Raw genomic sequence first — 19145 nt, 5'->3', positions numbered from 1 at the left:
TGTGATTATGCCACAGCCGCCGCGCCATCCCAAACAGCACCACCCCATCCGGGGCTCTTCCGGGATGGTTACCGGTCAAAATACGCCTAAGCCGCCCGCTTCCGGATCGTGCTTTGCACGGCCAGTTCCGCCCGATTGACGCCGCTCACCAGCGCTTTGATCGATGCGGTCACGATGTTCGAGTCCATGCCCACTCCATAGCACTCGGCACCACCCTGTGAATTGGCTATCTCCATGAATGCACAGGCTCTTGCATCGCCCGCAGCGCTGCTTGCACTCATCGAACGCTCTTCATAGCTGCGAACCTGAACACCGAATCCCGCACTTTGCAGGGCATGAACTGCGGCATCAATGGGCCCATTCCCTTCGCCTGCCAGCAAATGCGACGTCCCGTTGATTTCCACATTCAACCGTATGCCTTGTGCCGCGCCATGCTCAAACAGATGGTGTTCCCGGTAATGCACCGGTTCGGCCGTGTCGAAATAGGTTGCCGCGAACAGCCGCCATATCTCCGCAGCACTGATTTCACCGCCATGGCTGTCGGCATGCTTCTGCACGACACCGGAAAACTCGACCTGCAAACGGCGCGGCATGACGACGCCGTATTCCGTCTCCAGCAAATACGCGACGCCGCCCTTCCCGGACTGGCTGTTGACGCGAATCACCGAGTCGTAATTTCGCCCCACATCCTTGGGATCGACCGGCAAATAAGGCACGTTCCAGGCTGCCTCCGGCTGCTGCACGGCAAAACCCTTCTTGATCGCATCCTGGTGCGAGCCGGAAAAAGCCGTGAAAACCAAATCGCCCACATACGGATGGCGCGGATGGATGGGCATCTGGTTGCAATACTCGACCGTGCGCGCCACCGCGTTGATGTCGGAGAAATCCAGCCCGGGAGCTACGCCCTGCGTATAGAGGTTCAAGGCCAGCGTCACGATATCCACATTGCCGGTGCGTTCCCCGCTGCCGAAAAGACAACCCTCGACGCGGTCGGCACCGGCCATCAAGCCGAGTTCGGCGGACGCCACGGCCGTGCCCCGGTCGTTATGCGTGTGCAAACTGAGAATCACGCTGTCACGCCGCGCGAGGTGGCGATGCATCCACTCGATCTGGTCCGCATAGACATTGGGCGTGGCAAGCTCCACGGTAATCGGTAAATTGAGAATAACTTTATTGTCCGGCGTCGCGCTCCAGGCTTCGGTCACCGCATTGCAAATTTCGAGAGAGAAATCGAGCTCGGTCGCCGTGAAGGTTTCCGGGCTGTATTCAAGCACCCATTCCGTCTCCGGCTGTTCGGCAGCCAACTGTTTGACCAGTTTCACAGCGGACACGGCCATATCGACCACCTCCGCCTTGCTCATCCGGAACACAATTTCGCGAAATGGCTTGGAGACAGGGTTGTACACATGCACGATGGCCCGGCGCACGCCCTTGAGCGATTCCATGGTGCGGCGAATCAAGTGCTCACGCGCCTGGGTCAGCACTTCGATGGTGACATCCTCCGGAATATGCCCTCCCTCGATCAAGCCGCGCACAAAATTGAAATCCGTGGCCGAAGCCGAAGGGAAAGCGACCTCGATCTCCTTGAAACCGATATCGCAAAGCATGTGGAACATGCGCATCTTGCGTTCGGCGTTCATGGGCTCGAACAAAGATTGGTTGCCGTCGCGCAAATCCGTACTCATCCAGACTGGCGGCCTGGTGATGGTGCGGTTTGGCCATTGGCGGTCGGGCAGATTGATCGGCTGAAACGGCCTGTATTTGGTTTCGGGATGTCGCAACATGATGATCACTCCTTAAGTAATTTACATAAACTCAATGAGTTGCATATTAATAGAACATCCTCGGCAGATACTTGCGTACTTCACCCAAATAATTGACTTATTGGCAATAATATTGCGCATATTGGCGTTATAGTTAGAACTATCCACCCCGCAAGTCGACTAACTGGAAATATCATGCAACTAGACAGCTACGATTTACAGATTTTGCGTGTACTGCAGGCAGACGGGCGCATCAGCAACCAGGATTTGGCCGACCGCATCAGCCTCACGCCTTCTCCCTGCTTGCGCCGCTTGCATGCGCTGGAAGAATCCGGACTGATCACCGGATACCGCGCATTGCTGGACGCGAAAAAGTTGGGGCTGTCCCTGACGGCGCTGATCCTGATCTCGATGGATAAACATACGCCGGAGCGCCTCGGCAATTTCGAGGCGAAAGTTGTGGAAATCCCGGATGTGCTGGAATGCCTGTTGATCACAGGACAGGACGCCGACTACCAGCTCAAGGTGGTGGTGAAAGACATGGACGCCTACCAGGAATTGCTGCTGAACCGCATTACCCGCATCGAGGGTGTCACGGGCGTGCATTCGAGTTTTGTATTGCGGCGGGTAGTGGACAAGACAGCGCTGCCGCTCTGAACCTATGCCCCTGGCGCCCTGGCATTTTCCATGTTGCGCAGTTTCCACCACATCAGAAGCAGCCCCGCCAAAGCCATTCCGGCACTGAAGGTGTACAGCGCCGACGCGCCCCAGTGCTGCCAGATCGGGCCGCTCGCCAGGCCGCCCAGCATGCCGCCCGCACCGTAGGTGAAGCTGCCATACAGCGCCTGCCCTCGGGATTGATGCCGCCCCTGGAAGAACTGGTGCACCAGGCCCACCGAGGCGGCATGGAAAGCGCCAAAGGACAGCGCGTGCAACACCTGCGCCAACAGCAGCAGCACGACCACGTCCACCGCCCAGCCGATGAGCAGAAAGCGCAGCACCGCCGCGCTGAAGCTGACCAGCAGGATGCGCGTGAAGCCGAAACGCCGCACCAGCGCGGGCATCAAGAAAAACACGCCGATCTCGCAGATCACCCCCAGCGCCCACAGCCCGCCCACCACGCTCTTGGCATAACCGTGCTCGACCAGGTAGATGGAAAAGAAGGTGTAGTAAGGACCGTGCGCGACGGACATCAAAAAGCACGCGCCGAACAGCGCCAGCACGCGCGGCTGCAGCAGGATTTGCCGGATCGGCTGGTGATCGGTGTGATGCGCCAGCACTTCGGTCTTTGGGATCTGGCGCGAGAAAATCAGGATGCCGACCTCGCACACCAGCCCCGCCCACAGCAACCATGCAATCGCAATGTAGTCAAAGGCATAGCCCAACCCCACCACAGAGACGATGAAACCGATGGACCCCCAGGACCGTATGCGCCCGTAATGCGCGGTGTTCTTGCCCAGATAACTGAGCGTGGTCGCTTCGACCAGGGGCATGGAAGCGCTCCAGAAGAAGCTCATCAGCGCGAGCACCAGGAACAGGCCCCAGAAGTCGGTGGTGGCGAACACCCCCAGATAGAACAGCGCGCTCAGGCTGGCGGCGACCTGCACCACCAGCAGCCGTTTTCCGGTGTGGTCGGCCAACCAGCCCCAGATGTTGGGCGCGACCATGCGCATCACAGGCTGAATCGACATCAAAATGGAGATTTCGATGGCATCGAAGTGGATGGATTGCAGATACAAACTCCAGTAGGGCGAGAACATCCCCACGAAGGCGTAATAAAAAAAGTAAAAGCCGGCGATGCGCCAGTGGTAGTTCTTGGTGGTGTACATAACAGACGGGCAACTGAACGGGCCGCATTATCTCATGCGAAAAAAAAAATTCGCCATGACACTTGAAATCCCCCATCCCGCCCCAATTTGCCCGAAGTCGAAAACAGGAGAGCAGCATGGAAAAGAACGAAAACACCCAGCAGAACGAGCAAGCGCAGGCGACCCCGGCCGCCGAAACAGCACCGGACACCACGCCCAGCCTGGAAGAGATGCTGCAGGAGTCCGAGCGCAAGGCGCAGGAACACTACGACGCCTGGATGTACGCCAAGGCCGAGAGCGAGAACATCCGCCGCCGTGCCGCCGAAGACGTGAGCAAGGCACAGAAGTTCGCCGTGGAGCGCTTCTCCAACGAGATGCTGGCCGTGAAGGACAGCCTGGAAGCCGGCATGGCCGTGCAGACCGACAATATCGAGAGTTTCAAGAGCGGCATGGAATTGACGCTGAAGCAGCTCTCCAGCGTGTTCGAGAAGTTCAATATCAAGGAAATCAACCCGGTCGGGGAAAAGCTGGACCCGCACAAGCACCAGGCCATCGGCATGCTGGAAAGCGAGCAGGAGGCGAACACCGTGGTCAACGTGATGCAGAAGGGCTACAGCCTGAATGACCGCATTTTGCGCCCGGCCCTGGTCATGGTGGCGAAGTCCAAGGAATAAGCACTTGAAATATCGAATGCCGCCCTGATGTTAGGCGGCAAGGCAACAACGGCATTCAACCAATCTTAAGAATTCAACTGAAAGGAAAGCATCATGGGAAAAATCATCGGTATCGACCTGGGCACGACGAACTCCTGCGTGGCCATCATGGAAAACGGCAAGACCAAGGTGATCGAGAACGCGGAAGGTACGCGCACGACACCTTCCATCATCGCCTACATGGAAGACGGTGAAGTACTGGTGGGCGCGCCCGCCAAACGCCAGGCCGTGACCAACCCGAAGAACACCCTGTACGGCGTGAAGCGCCTGATTGGCCGTCGTTTCGAAGAGCCGATGGTTCAAAAAGATATCAACATGGTGCCCTATACCATCGTCAAGGCCAAGAACGGCGACGCCTGGGGAAAGGTGCGCGACAAGGAAATCTCCGCACCGGAAATTTCCGCGCAAGTGCTGGCCAAGATGAAGAAGACCGCCGAAGACTACCTCGGCGAGCCCGTCACCGAAGCCGTCATCACGGTTCCGGCCTACTTCAACGACTCGCAGCGCCAGGCCACCAAGGACGCAGGTCGCATCGCCGGTCTGGACGTGAAGCGCATCATCAACGAGCCGACTGCGGCTGCGCTGGCTTTCGGCCTGGACAAGCAGGAAGGCGACCGCAAGATCGCGGTGTATGACCTAGGTGGCGGCACGTTCGACATCTCCATCATCGACATCGCCGAAATCGACGGCGAGCACCAGTTCGAAGTGCTGTCCACCAACGGCGACACCTTCCTCGGCGGCGAAGACTTCGACATGCGCGTGATCGAGTTCCTGGTGGAAGAGTTCAAGAAGGAAAGCGGCGTCGACCTGAAGAAGGACATGCTGGCCCTGCAGCGCCTGAAAGACGCGGCGGAAAAAGCCAAGATCGAGCTGTCTTCCGCACAGCAGACCGAAGTGAACCTGCCGTACATCACGGCAGACGCGACCGGCCCGAAACACCTGGCCGTGAAGATCACCCGCGCCAAGCTGGAAAGCATCGTGGAAGACCTGGTCGCACGCACCATCGAGCCGTGCAAGATCGCCATGAAGGATGCGGGCGTAACCAACGCCGACATCGCCGACGTGATTCTGGTCGGCGGCCAGACCCGTATGCCGATGGTGCAGGAAAAAGTTAAAGAGTTCTTCGGCAAGGAAGCGCGCAAGGACGTGAACCCGGACGAAGCCGTGGCGGTTGGCGCGGCGATCCAGGGCGGCGTGCTGCAGGGTGAAGTGAAAGACGTGCTGCTGCTGGACGTGACCCCGTTGTCTCTGGGTATCGAAACCATGGGCGGCGTGATGACCAAGCTTATCAAGAAGAACACCACGATCCCGACCAAGGCATCGCAAGTGTTCTCGACTGCCGACGACAACCAGTCTGCGGTGACCATCCACGTGCTGCAGGGCGAGCGCGAGATGTCTTCGGGCAACAAGAGCTTGGGGCAATTCAATCTGGCCGACATCCCGCCCGCACCGCGCGGCATGCCGCAGATCGAAGTGACCTTCAACATCGACGCCAACGGCATTTTGCATGTGGGCGCCAAGGACAAGGCCACCGGCAAAGAAGCCAATATCACCATCAAGGCCAGCTCCGGCTTGAGTGAAGAAGAGATCCAGCGCATGGTGGCGGATGCCGAAGCACACGCCGACGAAGACAAAAAGGCGATGGAACTGGTGACTTCGCGCAACCAATTGGATGGCCTGATCCATTCCACCAACAAGTCGATGAAGGAATACGGCGAGCAACTGTCTGCCGACGAAAAAGCCGCCATCGAAGCTGCCGTGAAGGAAGCCGAAGAAGTGGTGAAGAGCGACGACAAGGCAGCCATTGACGCCAAGACCGAAGCACTGGCCACTGCCGCGCAGAAGCTGGGCGAAAAGATGTATGCCGCCGAGCAGGCCAAGACGCAAGGCGCACAAGGCGGTGCGCAACCGGAAGCCAAGGCTGACGAAGGCGATGTGGTGGATGCCGAGTTCACCGAAGTCAAAGACAAGAAGTAAGCCGGAAATTAATTGAGGTTGTAACCGGTGGGGCGCGTGCGCCCCATCGTCACATGGAAAAAACATGAGCAAGCGCGACTACTACGAAGTCCTCGGCATCAACCGCGACGCATCGGAGGAAGAGATCAAAAAGGCTTATCGCAAGCTGGCGATGAAGCACCACCCCGACCGCAACCCGGACAATCCCAAAGCGGAAGAGCAGTTCAAGGAAGCGAAGGAAGCGTACGAGACTTTATCCGACGGACAGAAGCGTGCCGCTTACGACCAGTATGGCCACGCGGCGTTCGAAGCGGGCGGCATGGGCGGCGGCAATCCCTTTGGTGCCGGCGGTGCGGGTGCGCAGGGCTTCGATTTCGGCGATATCTTCGGCGACATCTTCGGTGGTGGCCGCGGCGGGCGCAGCCAGGCGCATCGCGGTGCCGACCTGCGCTACAACATGGAGATCACGCTGGAAGAAGCCGCACGCGGCGCCGAGAAACAGATCCGTATCCCGGTCATGGAAGAGTGCGAGACCTGTAGCGGCTCGGGCGCAAAACCCGGCACCAGCGCCACCACCTGCCAGACCTGCGCCGGTCACGGTCAGGTGCGCATGCAGCAGGGCTTCTTCTCGGTGCAGCAGACCTGCCCGCGCTGCCACGGCAGCGGCAAGCAGATCAGCTCGCCGTGCAAGGACTGCCAGGGTACCGGGCGCGTGAAGAAGCACAAGACGCTGGAGATCAAGATCCCGGCCGGCATCGACAGCGGCATGCGCCTGCGACACAGCGGCCACGGCGAGGCGGGTTCGCACGGTGCGCCGCACGGCGACCTGTACGTCGAGATCCACATCAAGCCGCACAGCGTGTTCCAGCGCGACGGTGACGACCTGCATTGCGAGATGCCGATCAGTTTCTCCACCGCGGCCCTGGGCGGCGAGATCGAGATACCCACGCTGGACAGCAAGGCCAGCATCAAGATCCCCGCAGAAACGCAGAGCGGCAAGATCTTCCGTTTGCGCGGCAAGGGCATCAAGGGCATGCGCACGCACACCCACGGCGACCTGCATTGCCATGTCATCGTCGAGACGCCCTCCAGCCTGACCGACCGCCAGAAGGAACTGCTGCGCGAGTTCGAGGCCATCAGCCAGCAGGACACCGGACGCCACAATCCTCGCGCCAAGTCGTGGATGGGCAAGGTGAAGGAGTTTTTCGGCCAGTGATCCAGAAGTAATCCTGTGCAGAGGCGCGGCGTTTTGTTTTATGATTCGCCGCGTCGTCTTCCACTCGCACAAGGAGCTTCGCAATGACCAGCACTCTCATCCTTCTCGGCATCTGCCTCGTTGTCCTGATCTATGCCGTCAGCCTGTACAACACCCTTGTCAGCTTCAAGCATGCTGTCAGCAAAGCCTGGGCCAATATCGACGTTCTGCTCAAGCAGCGTCACGACGAACTGCCCAAGCTGGTGGAAGTCTGCAAACAATACAAACAGTTCGAGCAGGAGACCCTGCAACGCGTGATCGAAGCGCGCTCCATGGTGCAGACCGCGCGCCAGGGACAGGACATCGAGGCTCTGGGCAAGGCAGAGGGTATGTTGCGCATGGGATTGGGCAACATCTTCGCGGTGGCCGAGGCCTATCCCGATCTGAAGACCAACCAGAACTTCATGCAACTGCAAACCCGCATCACCGGGCTGGAGAACGGCATCGCCGACCGCCGCGAGTTGTATAACGAATCAGTCAACATCTACAACGTCGGTATCGAACAGTTTCCTGCCATTCTCATCGCCAACATGTTCGCCTACTCGGCGAAACCGCTGCTGGAATTCTCCACCGCGGAAAAGGCCGATGTGGATATGAAGTCGCTGTTCAGCTAAGCGTCCCATGCTCGTTTCGCTGAAACGCGAATACGCACAGCTCGTCACCTCCGGCTCACAGCTCTTCCTGCTGTTCGTCGGCATCAAGCTGGAATCCTATGCCGGCTGGCTGTGGTGCTTGGGCCTCATGGCTTTCATCAGCCTGATGGCTTGGTATTCGGCCCTGCACCGCCTGCGCATGGTCAGCGGCACACCGACTTCGCGCATCGGCTCGGCCGCGCAGGGCTATGTCGAACTCATCGGGCAGGGCGAGCCGCACGGCAATCCGGTCATGTCGCGCTATTCGATGTTGCCCTGCCTGTGGTGCCGCCACCTGCAAGAGAAACGCAGCAGTGACAACAAAGGCTGGCACACCGTCGAAAAAGGCGAGACCAGCGCCCCCTTCGTCATCGACGACGGCAGCGGCAAATGCGTGGTCGATCCCGAGCACGCCGAGATACTCACCCGACATAAAGATAGCTGGACTACCGGCGACCTGCGCTATACCGAATGGAAGCTGCTCGACATCGACGACATCTACACGCTGGGCGAATTCAAAACCGTGGGCGGTAGCACGCTAACGACCACGCATGAGGATCTGGTGAAGGACGTGCTGTCGGAATGGAAGATGGACAACGAGAACCTGATGCAGCGTTTCGACCTCGACAACAACGGGGTCCTGGACATGCGGGAGTGGGGACTGGCTCGCTCGGCCGCAAAGCGCGAGGCGGAGAATAGACTGAACGAGTTGCACGCCCAACCCGACACCAACTTCATGCTCAAGCCGCACGACGGTCGCCTGTATCTCATCAGCAACCTCGACCACGAAAAACTCGCCTGGCGTTACAAGCTATGGACCGGGCTGCATCTGACTATCCTGTTCGGCTCGCTGGGCGCGCTGGGCTGGCTGCTGCAGAACCCGGTTATCTGACTCACATCGTCGCGTAACGTTTCTTCGCGTCCACCACCTTGGCCACATAACCGCGCGTCTCCTCGTACGGCAGTTTGGTGCGCAGGGTGTCGTACACCTCGTCAGGCTTCATGGCATTGATCCTGTCCAGCGCTTCCTCCTGGCGCGCCTTGCCGCTCAGCTTGCTGAACGCGCGGAACACGTTGGACGGGCCGGTGTTGTAGGCGGCGATGGCGCAATACTCGCGCGCCACCGCGCTGCGTATCCCGCGCAGCGGACTGTCGTTGAGCAACACGCTCAGGTAGGTTGAACCCAGTTCGATGTTGTTGTCGGCATTGAACAGGTACTCCTTGCTCGGCATCACATCCTGCCCCTTGGCTTTGCGGTAGGCCTCGCGCCCGCCACTGGACGGCACCAGTTGCATCATGCCGTAGGCAGGTGCACTGGACACGGCAAAGGGATTGAATGCGCTTTCGGTCTTGATCACCGCATAGATGAGGCTGCGGCTGACCTGTGTCCCTTCGGCATGCCTGCGCACGGACTCGGCGTATTGCAGCGCGCGCTTGTCCACATGCGCGTTCACCATGCTCATCTGCACGTAGAACACCATCTTGCTGACACCGTTGGCGTCGATCATGCGGTTCTGCAATCTGTTCCCGACCAGCCAGGCGGTATAGCGGTCGATATCCTCGCGCGACTTCAGCACCACGCCGTTCTCGTCCACCACCAGTTCGCGCAAATAAGGTGTGCCGTCGAGCCGGATCTCCTTGTCCGAGAACAGGTCGACCGCGCCCGGATCGTCCGGGGTAAGCAGCGCCACGACGGCAGCGTTGCGCAGTTTCTCCTGCACGCCTTCCTCGTCCAGATGCTCGATGAGTATGCTGCCCGCGTCGTAATCCACCACCACACGGTTCTTGTAGTCCTCGGTGTACTTAACATAGCGGGTACGTGTCGGCAGGGTGGCGGATTCGCGCTTGCCCCATTTGGCACCGCTCTCCTTCTTCACGTTGCCCATCAGGCGGTCGTACTCGGACTTGGCCTTTTTGAAATCGACGACGATCAACTCGGGATTGTATTTGTAGGAATTCACCCGGCGCTCGGCCATGCCCTTCAGCGCCTTCTCAGGGTCTTTCGCCGTCGCCACCGTGACCAACTGTTGCGTGGAACAGGCCGGCAGACACAAGGCAGCGACCGCGATGGATATCAATCCGCTTTTGAACTTCACCCTTACCCCCTTACCGGTTCTCCAGCGCCTCCCAGCGCGTCATCAGATGCAGCAACTCTTCCTCGATCTCGCTCGCACGCTGCTGCAACTGCTTGGCATGTGCGGGATTGTCACGGAACAGCGCACCCGCCCCGAGTGCGGCAGTGATCTCTTCCTGTTCTCGCTCCAGCTTTTCGATGCGCAACGGCATCTCGTCCAGCTCTTTCTGTTCCTTTAAACTGAGCTTGCTCGTGGCTTTTGGTTTGGCCGCTTCGACCTTTGCTGCCGCCTTGGCCGGCGCCGCCGCCGGCTTCTGCGCGGATTCGAATTTCTTCACCCGCACCCAGTCCTCGTAGCCGCCGACGTACTCCATCAGCTTGCCGTCACCCTCGAAGGCGATCACCTGCGTCACCACGTTGTCGAGGAAAGCACGGTCATGGCTGACCAGGAACAGCGTACCGTCGTATTGTGCCAGCATCTCCTCGAGCAACTCCAGCGTCTCGATGTCGAGGTCGTTGGTCGGCTCGTCCAGCACCAGCACATTGGATGGCCGGGTGAACAGGCGCGCCAGCAGCAGACGGTTGCGTTCACCGCCGGAGAGCGACTTCACCGGCGAGCGAGCACGTTCCGGCGCGAACAGGAAATCGCCGAGATAGCTGATGACGTGCTTCTTCGCCCCGCCGATCTCGATGAAATCCGAGCCCTGGCTGATGGTATCGGCCAGCGTGGCGTTGTCGTCGAGCTGCGCGCGCAACTGATCGAAATAGGCCACGCTGATCTTGGTGCCCAGTTTCACGGTGCCGGAATCCGGTGCCTGTTCGCCCAGGATGATCTTAAGCAAGGTACTCTTGCCCGCGCCGTTGGGACCGAGCAGACCGATCTTGTCGCCGCGCTGGATGCGGCAGGAGAAATCGTCGACGATCTTGCGCTCGCCGTAAGACTTGCTGACATGCTCCAGTTCCGCCACCAGCTTGCCGGAGCGGTCACCCGCATCCAGATTCATCTCCACCTTGCCGACCTTCTCGCGTCGCGCAGCGCGCTCCAGACGCAACGACTCCAGTCGCAGCACGCGCCCCTCGTTGCGCGTGCGCCGCGCTTTCACGCCCTGGCGTATCCACACCTCTTCCTGCGCCAGCACCTTGTCGAACTTGGCATTCACCACTGCCTCGTCCGCCAGCATGCGTTCCTTGATCTTCTGGTAGGCCGCGAAGTTGCCGGGGAAACTCGCCAGCTTGCCGCGATCCAGTTCGACGATACGGTTGGCGACGTTGTCGAGGAAGCGCCGGTCATGGGTGACCAGCAGCACGCTGCCACGAAAACTGGTCAGCAGACCTTCCAGCCATTCGATGGAGGAAAAATCCAGGTGGTTGGTCGGCTCGTCGAGGATCAGCACTTCCGGCTCGGCCACCAGCGCCTGCGCCAGCGCCACGCGTTTGCGCACGCCGCCGGAAAGCGAACCCACCAGCGCTTCCGGATCGAGCTCCAGCCGCTGGATCGCAGTCTCGATGCGCGCTGTCACCGCCCATCCGTTCTGCGCTTCCAGCGCGGTCTGCAAGGGCTGCATGGCTTCCAGCAGTTTGTCGTAATCGGCATCCGGCTCGCCCAGCTGGTGCGAAAGATGATGGTAGTCGGTAATGATCTGGTGCAGCTCGCCCAACCCGCGCGCGACTTCGTCGAACACGGTGGCCTCGGGATCCAGCACCGGCTCCTGGCTCACGTAGCAGATGCGTGTGGAAGGCTGGCGCCACAATGTGCCGTCGTCCAGATGGGCCTGCCCGGCCAGCACCTTGAGCAGGGTGGATTTACCCCCCCCGTTACGACCGATGAGGCCGACGCGTTCACCCTCGTCGAGTTGAAAGTCCACATGGTCCAGCAGGGCGACGTGACCGAAGGCGATACTCGCCTTGTCCAGCGTGATATACGGCATTTAGGTTTTCTTTTCTTCTTGCGGCAGCGAGGATTGATAGACCAGCGAGAAACCGACAGCGAAGAAGCCCATCGAAAAATAGCCGAACGAGGTGGTGAACTTGCTCAACACCAGATGCGTGTTGTAGTCGTCGATACCGGTGGCGAAAAAATGGAACACGAACAGCAACGCCGCCATGACATTGCCGGCCAGCAACAAACGGTGACCAAGTTTGAATCCGTTGCCCTCCGGTTTTCCCTGCGGCGGCAAACCGCGCATGAAATACCAGACCAGGAACACGATCAGCAGCAACAGCAAGGCACCGACCACGCGCCCGGGGATGTCGCCCTCGGTGGTCGCCACGCCCAGCAGTTCCAGCACCACGCGCCCGGCCGCCGCGACCCAGCCCATCGCCAACGTCTGCAGCATCAGGAACCATGCTGCAAACACATTCACATTCGGATAACGCATCACTTGCCTTTCTCAGTCAATTTCTTCAAATCTTCGATGATCTCGGTCGAGTGTTTCGAGGTCTCGACCTTCATATAAACCTTCGCGACCTTACCCTGCGGGTCGATCAAAAAGGTGTAGCGCTTGGCGAACTTGATCAGCCCCAGATTCGTCAGCGCGCCGTACTTCGCCGCCACCGCTGCAGTTTTGTCCGCCAGCAGCGGGAACGGCAGATGATATTTCTTGGCGAACTCGGCATGACTCTCGCTGTCATCCACACTGATGCCAACCACCTGCGCGCCCAATGCCGTCAGCTTGTGCAAGTCGTCACGGAAAGCGCAGGCTTCCTGCGTGCAACCGGGCGTATCGTCCTTGGGATAGAAATACAGCACCAGCCACTTGCCCGAATATCCATTCAGGGTGTGTCGCACCCCGTTCTGGTCGGGCAGATCGAAATCAGGCGCAGCCTCGCCCACCTTGGGCAACTCGCCCGCACGCGCCATCTGGCTCAACACCAGTGCCAGTGCGGCAAACAGACCGAACAGCATCAACCATTTCATGTTGCTCTCCTTGGACATGCCTGAGCGGAGCCGAGATTTTACGTTAGAATGCGCGCAGTTCAGCACCTATCACGCAAGTCCTCGTAGTTAAATGGATATAACCGGCCCCTCCTAAGGGTCAATTACAGGTTCGATTCCTGTCGGGGACACCAGACGCAAAACGGATCGGGAGTTTCGTCATGCACGACCCTGGCACCAACCGCTCGTCGCACTCCGACACCCTCAAGGTCGTGCTGATCTATGCACTCTTCGGCAGTCTCTGGATACTCTTCTCCGACCAGATGGTCGAATCGTTTCCCACCACCCACGAGACCCACATGATCCTCCAGACCGTCAAAGGCTGGCTGTTCATGGCAGTCACTTCGCTGCTGCTCTATTACCTGCTGCGCAGGATCGAGCACCGCCAGCATGTCCACGAGGCCCCTACTCAGTTTGGCGGGATCGTCAACTGGAAACGCTGGCAACTCTACCTGTTCGCTGCGATCATCACGCTGTTCGCCCTGCTGGTACGTGAAGGCATCGGCACCCAGTTCAACATGCGGCCGATGCTGATCATGCTCATGTTCCCCATCATCATGAGCGCCGCCCTCGGCGGATTCGGCCCCGGCCTGCTCTCCACCGGCATCGCCACGCTGTATGCGGGCTACTACTTCACCCCGGCAGCGGGCGAAGCAGGCTTCCGCCTGCCACAAGACCTGCTGCCGACGGGATTCATGATCGTTAACGGATTGCTGGTGAGTTACCTCAGCATGATGCTGCACGAGGCGCGCTACCGTTCCGAACAGGCCCGCAGGCAGGCCGAGGCCAGTCTGACTGAGAAGACTCGCGCCATGCAACTGCTCGAGGGCATCGCCGAAGGCGCCACAGATGCCATCTTTGCCAAAGACAGCCAGGGGCGCTACCTGCTGTTCAACCAGGCAGCCGCACGCAACGTCGGCAAGACGGCCGCAGAGGTGATCGGCAAGGACGACACCTCGATCTTCAAACCGCAGGATGCCGCGTTGGTCATGGCCGACGACCAACGTGTCATGGAAGCGAATCAGGTCATGACCTGGGAACACAGACTCACCACCGCGCTGGGCGGCCGGGTCTTTTCCACGACGCAGGGACCGCTGCATGACGAGCATGGCGCCGTCACCGGCGTCTTCGGTATCGCCCGCGACATCACCTCGATCAAGACGGCAGAGGACGCCCTGCGGCGGGAACGCGACCGCAACCAGCGCTATCTCGATACGCTGCAGGGCATCATGCTCGCGCTCGATTCGGAAGGTCGCATCACCATGCTCAACCGCTACGGCTGCGAACTGCTGGGCTACCGGGAAAGCGAGTTGCTGGGCGAGAACTGGTTCAAGACCTGTTTGCCGCAACCAGAAGGGATGGAAACCGTCTATCCGGTGTACCGCAAACTCATGTCGGGGAATTTGGACAACACCGAACAATATACGAACACGGTCCTCTGCCGCGACGGCACGCAACGCTTGATCTCCTGGCGCAACAGATTTCTGATGAATCAGGCGGGCAACATCATCGGCACACTGAGTTCCGGCGAAGACATCACCGAGAAACAGCGAACCGAGGGAGCATTGCGCGAAAGCGAACAGCGCCTGCTGCTGGCTCAGGAAGCCGCACATGCCGGTATCTGGGAATTGGACCTTGTTTCCGGCCGATCCTATTGGAGTCCGGAAGCCGAGCGCCTCTACGGCGTAGAACCGGGCACCCTGCGCAACGACGACGACTGGCGTGCCAATGTGCATCCCGAAGACCTACATCTGATCGATGATGAGTGGGAGAAACACATCCTGAAAGGCGAGCCCTTCGAAGCGGAATTCCGCTATCGGCTGAAATCGGGCGAGATGCGCTGGTTGATGTCAAAAGGTAGCGCTCAGTACGATGATGCCGGCAAACCGATCCGGCTCTCGGGCGTCAATCTGGACATCAGCACCCGCAAGATGCACGAGGAGAAATTGCGTCAACTCTCTCTGGCGGTGGAGCAAAGCCCGGAAAGCATCGTCATCACCAACCTCGACGGCAGCATCGAATATGTGAACGAAGCATTCGTTCGCAACACCGGCTACAACCGCGAGGAAGTCCTTGGAAAGAATCCGCGCGTGCTGCATTCGGGCAAGACGCCGAAGGGAACATACGATGAGCTCTGGAAGACCCTGAGCGATGGCAGCATCTGGCAAGGCGAGTTCCATAACAAGCGCAAGGATGGCAGCGAATATACAGAGCACGCCGTCATCAGCCCGATCCGCCAACCCGACGGCCGCATCACCCATTATGTCGCGGTCAAGGAAGACATCACCGCCAAGAAACAGGCCGAGGCGGAGATCAACCGGCTGGCTTTCTACGATACGCTCACCGGCCTGCCCAACCGCACTTTGCTGCTGGAGCGCGTGACACAGACGCTGGGTTTGACGCGGCGCACCAGCCATCTCAGCGCATTGATCGCTTTCAATATCGACCGTTTCAAGACCTTCAACGACGCCGGCGGCCAGGAGCTGGGCGACACCCTGCTCAAGGCAGTGGCCGAACGCTTGTCCGCTACCATGCGCGAGGGCGATGTCGTCGCACGCATCGCGGGCGACGAGTTCGGCATCCTGCTCACCGACCTTGCCCCGCAGCAGCAGTCGGCAGCCCATTACGCCCTGCACGTTGCCGACAAGATCCATGCCTCGCTGCACAAGCCATTCAAGGTCGGGAATGAGCACATCACGCTCACCGCCTGTCTGGGCATCGCGATGTTCCCGGACCGCGACGAAGATACGCCGCTGGACATCCTGCGCCGCGCCAACACCGCGCTGCACCATGCCAAGACGCGGGGCAACGGCCAAACCTCCTTCTTCGAGGGGGCGCTGGACGAGGTCGCCAAACAGCGCTTCGATATCGAACGCGAACTGCACCAGGCCATCAAAGCGGGAGAGCTGCGCGTATTCCTGCAACCCCAGGTGGATGCGGCAGGAAAGACGGTCGGCGCGGAAGCGCTGGTTCGCTGGCAGCATCCGCAGCGCGGTTTGATACAACCCGGCGCATTCATCCCCATCGCGGAAGAATCAAACCTCATCGTCGAGATCGGCAACTGGGTGTTCGCCGAGGTGAGCCGCTTGCTGACACAGGAGGAGATGTCGACCTCCACGATGCGCATCTCGGTCAACATCAGTCCGCGCCATTTCCGCCAGGCGGATTTCGTCGACCAACTCAAACGCAGCATCCTCCACACCGGCGTTGATCCCGCGCGCCTGATGCTGGAGGTGACCGAGGGGATGCTGATCGACAATATCAACGACGTCATCGCCAAGATGGTGGAATTGAGCGCCATGGGCATCCACTTCTCGCTGGACGATTTTGGCACGGGTTATTCCTCGCTGTCCTACCTCAAGCGCCTGCCGATCCACGAAATCAAGATCGACAAGACCTTCGTGCAGGACATGACCACCGATGCCAACGATGCCTCGCTGGTCGAGACCATCCTGCTGGTGGCACAGCACATGCACCTCAAGGTGGTGGCCGAAGGGGTGGAGACAGAAGAACAGGCCGCGTTCCTCAACCTGCGGGGACCGGTCATTCATCAGGGCTACCTGTTCGGCAGACCGGAACCGGCAGCTCAGTTCCTGCAGCGACTGCCGACCTGACACGCTTCGGCATTTCTCCTTACCGCGCTTGACCCACTATGCCCGCCCTGCCTCCCAGGGCAGATAGGCTCCTCCCCCTATAGCCCGGCAGCAACTTAATGAATTGCATTGCTTTTCACTGCCTACTCCGGCTTTAACAATGCAGTAATTAAAATAATATACGTACTTGCTCAAGTATAATCATTCAAAGCCGATAGCCTCTTTAGCGATTCATATTCAAAGGATTACCTGATGAGAAACAACCAACCAGTCACAGGGCGCGAACACCCCTTCCCGCCAGGCAAGACGGTCATCTCCTATACCAACCTGAAAGGGCAGATCACCCGCGCCAACGAGGCCTTCATCGATCTGTCCGGCTTCACCAAAGAAGAGCTAATCGGCCAACCGCACAACCTCGTGCGCCATCCCGACATGCCCGCGGAAGCCTTTCGCGACCTGTGGCATACCCTGCAGCAGGGGCGCCCGTGGAGCGGACTGGTGAAGAACCGGCGCAAGAACGGCGACCATTACTGGGTACGCGCCTATGCCTCTCCGCTGGCGGACGGCAGCGGTTATGTCTCGGTCCGCGTTGCCGCAACCCGCGAGGAATCCGCTGCCGCCGAAAAGCTCTATGCGCAGATGCGCGGCAATGAGAACCTCAAACTGGACGAGGGCCAACTTGTCGGCAACAGCATGGTTTCGAGTCTGGCCCGAAAGATCGGCAGCATACGCATCATTCCGCGCCTGTGGTTCCTGGCGCTCAGCGGGCTGTTCTGCTTCGTCATCGCGATCGCGATCGGCTGGCAAAGCCTGTCTTCTTCGGCGCGCTCGTTAAAGACGGTGTACGAAGACCGCGCGCTGCCCATGTACGAGCTTTCCAAGATCGATGCGGAGACACGCAAGAATTTTTCCGAAGTGCTGCTGTCGTTCCAGCACGACCCCTCCGGCCAACTCGCCGCGATCCACGACCATCCGCTCGACCGTCACCTGAATGCCGTGAAGGAACGCAGGGAGAACGTGGATCAAGTGTGGCGCAAATACAAGTCCAGCGAAATGAGCGACAGCGAGAAAACGCTCGCCACGGATGTGGATGCCAAACGTGCCGCCTGGCGAAGCAAGCAAGATGTCGCGATCAATGCGCTGATGGCGGGCAACTACAGCCCGTCGGTGCTGGCCGCGTATCTCAAGGGGGGAAGAGAAGAACGTCAGGCCTTGCACGACGCGATGGACAAGCTGATCGTGCACCAGACCAGCGTCGCCAAGAGCGAGTATGAACAGTCGAAGCAGGCAGCCACCACCGGGATGACGGTATTCACCATTCTGTTCGCGGCGGGAACGCTTGTTTTGCTGGGTCAATCCCTGCTCCTCATCCGCAGGATCAAGAACGGCCTGCAGTCCTCGCAGGATGCCGCCGATGCCATCGCCGCGGGCGATCTCACCCGCCCCCTGCCCGCTCCCACCCGGGACGAACTCGGCGACCTGACCGCCTCGCTATCGGTGATGCGCAACAACCTGCACGAACTGATCGCCAGTGTCCGCGACGGCATCAGCGACTTGAACAAGACCTCCGGCGACGTATCGGACTCCGCACACAGCAGTTCGAAAGTGACCGAGATGCAATCGGAAGCGGCATCGGGCATGGCCGCAGCAATGGAAGAACTCTCCGTATCCATCGATCAGGTCAGCGAGCACGCCAGCGAGGCCTACCGCGTCAGCCAGACTTCCAGCGAACAGGCCGGAGAAGGCGGCCGCATCATCCACAGCGCGGCAACCGAGATGGAGAACATCGCCACGGCGGTGAACCATGTCGCCGAGACCATCCGCAGCCTGGACGAGTATTCCGCGCAAATCTCCGGGATCGTGAACACCATTCGGGACATCGCCGACCAGACCAATCTGCTGGCGCTCAATGCTGCCATCGAAGCGGCTCGTGCCGGCGAACAGGGCCGCGGATTCGCCGTGGTCGCGGACGAAGTGCGCAAACTGGCCGAACGGACAGCGACATCGACCAAGGAGATCACCGGCATGATCGACAAGATCCAGAACAGCACCAAACTGGCGGTCGATGAAATGGAAGTAGGGGTGAAGCGGGTCAGCGACGGGGTCGGTCTGGCACGCAAGGCCGGCGATTCCGTCAGCAGCATCCGCGATGCGGCTCAGCACGCCGCGCATGCAGTGGACGACATCAACTCGGCGATCCAGGAACAGTCACTCGCCGCCCGCGACATCGCGCAACGCATCGAAAAGATCGCCCAGGGAACCGAAGAGAACAATCTGGCCTCGGCCCAGACCGCCGCATCCGCCCAGCAGATGACGGACCTCAGCAAACAACTGGACGAACTGGCGGGGCGCTTCCGTATCGCCTGAACTAAAGTGCGTTCCCGTCACTGCCAGCAGTGACGGGAACGCGCGCAAT

14 protein-coding genes and 1 tRNA gene are annotated in these 19145 nt (G+C 59.7%); 9 read left to right on the top strand and 6 right to left on the bottom strand.

Features of this window, described 5'->3' with window-relative positions:
* Positions 1-86 precede the first annotated feature (86 nt).
* The gene (gene leuA / locus Q7V20_RS16090) at positions 87-1784 is read right to left on the bottom strand and encodes a 2-isopropylmalate synthase (RefSeq protein ID WP_304793324.1); all 1698 of its coding nucleotides are present in this window, start codon (positions 1782-1784) and stop codon (positions 87-89) included.
* A 174-nt stretch (positions 1785-1958) separates the two neighbouring features.
* On the opposite strand from leuA, the gene Q7V20_RS16085 reads away from it, so the two are divergent.
* Entirely contained in the window at positions 1959-2420 is a 462-nt protein-coding gene (locus tag Q7V20_RS16085) for an Lrp/AsnC family transcriptional regulator (RefSeq protein ID WP_304793321.1), read from the top strand.
* Positions 2421-2422: 2 nt separating this feature from the next.
* Here Q7V20_RS16085 and Q7V20_RS16080 read toward each other — a convergent pair whose 3' ends face one another.
* Positions 2423-3592 carry an MFS transporter gene (locus tag Q7V20_RS16080; RefSeq protein ID WP_304793319.1) on the bottom strand — a complete coding sequence of 390 codons (1170 nt, stop codon included), beginning with the start codon at positions 3590-3592 and terminating at the stop codon, positions 2423-2425.
* A 62-nt stretch (positions 3593-3654) separates the two neighbouring features.
* Between Q7V20_RS16080 and grpE the strand changes: the two genes are divergently transcribed.
* The 5 genes from grpE to Q7V20_RS16055 all read left to right on the top strand — a co-directional run bounded on the left by grpE (position 3655) and on the right by Q7V20_RS16055 (position 9019).
* Positions 3655-4245, top strand: a complete 591-nt coding sequence (grpE, locus tag Q7V20_RS16075; RefSeq protein ID WP_370652485.1) for a nucleotide exchange factor GrpE — start codon at positions 3655-3657, stop codon at positions 4243-4245.
* Between the two features lie 93 nt (positions 4246-4338).
* Positions 4339-6261 carry a molecular chaperone DnaK gene (gene dnaK, locus Q7V20_RS16070; protein WP_304793317.1) on the top strand — a complete coding sequence of 641 codons (1923 nt, stop codon included), beginning with the start codon at positions 4339-4341 and terminating at the stop codon, positions 6259-6261.
* A gap of 64 nt (positions 6262-6325) precedes the next feature.
* Positions 6326-7456: a molecular chaperone DnaJ gene (gene dnaJ, locus Q7V20_RS16065; protein WP_304793314.1), complete on the top strand. Its 1131-nt coding sequence runs from the start codon at positions 6326-6328 to the stop codon at positions 7454-7456.
* Between the two features lie 83 nt (positions 7457-7539).
* On the top strand, positions 7540-8109 hold the full coding sequence (locus tag Q7V20_RS16060) for a LemA family protein (protein ID WP_304793311.1): 570 nt from the start codon (positions 7540-7542) through the stop codon (positions 8107-8109).
* A gap of 7 nt (positions 8110-8116) precedes the next feature.
* Complete coding sequence (locus Q7V20_RS16055; RefSeq protein ID WP_304793309.1) at positions 8117-9019, top strand: hypothetical protein; 903 nt, start codon at positions 8117-8119, stop codon at positions 9017-9019.
* 1 nt (position 9020) lies between these two features.
* Here the strand turns inward: Q7V20_RS16055 and Q7V20_RS16050 are convergent, their stop codons facing one another.
* From Q7V20_RS16050 to Q7V20_RS16035, 4 genes are read right to left on the bottom strand one after another with little or no spacing between them, the layout of a single operon-like run.
* Complete coding sequence (locus Q7V20_RS16050; protein WP_304793304.1) at positions 9021-10223, bottom strand: murein transglycosylase domain-containing protein; 1203 nt, start codon at positions 10221-10223, stop codon at positions 9021-9023.
* A gap of 10 nt (positions 10224-10233) precedes the next feature.
* Positions 10234-12129, bottom strand: coding sequence for an ATP-binding cassette domain-containing protein (locus Q7V20_RS16045; RefSeq protein ID WP_304793301.1), 1896 nt, complete (start codon positions 12127-12129; stop codon positions 10234-10236).
* Positions 12130-12579: a hypothetical protein gene (locus Q7V20_RS16040; RefSeq protein ID WP_304793298.1), complete on the bottom strand. Its 450-nt coding sequence runs from the start codon at positions 12577-12579 to the stop codon at positions 12130-12132.
* The gene (locus Q7V20_RS16035; RefSeq protein ID WP_304793295.1) at positions 12579-13118 is read right to left on the bottom strand and encodes a peroxiredoxin; all 540 of its coding nucleotides are present in this window, start codon (positions 13116-13118) and stop codon (positions 12579-12581) included. Before Q7V20_RS16035 ends, Q7V20_RS16040 begins: the two co-directional genes overlap by 1 nt.
* A 77-nt stretch (positions 13119-13195) precedes the next feature.
* Here Q7V20_RS16035 and Q7V20_RS16030 point away from each other — a divergent pair.
* The 3 genes from Q7V20_RS16030 to Q7V20_RS16020 all read left to right on the top strand — a co-directional run bounded on the left by Q7V20_RS16030 (position 13196) and on the right by Q7V20_RS16020 (position 19096).
* Positions 13196-13270: transfer RNA gene (locus Q7V20_RS16030), tRNA-Arg, on the top strand.
* 27 nt (positions 13271-13297) lie between these two features.
* Positions 13298-16750, top strand: a complete 3453-nt coding sequence (locus Q7V20_RS16025) for a PAS domain S-box protein (protein ID WP_304793292.1) — start codon at positions 13298-13300, stop codon at positions 16748-16750.
* 231 nt (positions 16751-16981) lie between these two features.
* Positions 16982-19096, top strand: a complete 2115-nt coding sequence (locus Q7V20_RS16020) for a methyl-accepting chemotaxis protein (RefSeq protein ID WP_304793289.1) — start codon at positions 16982-16984, stop codon at positions 19094-19096.
* Positions 19097-19145 lie beyond the last annotated feature (49 nt).

This window comes from Aquabacterium sp. (assembly GCF_030652515.1).
Taxonomy (GTDB): domain Bacteria; phylum Pseudomonadota; class Gammaproteobacteria; order Burkholderiales; family Burkholderiaceae_C; genus Aquabacterium.
This window is presented reverse-complemented; position numbering and strand designations above follow the sequence as displayed.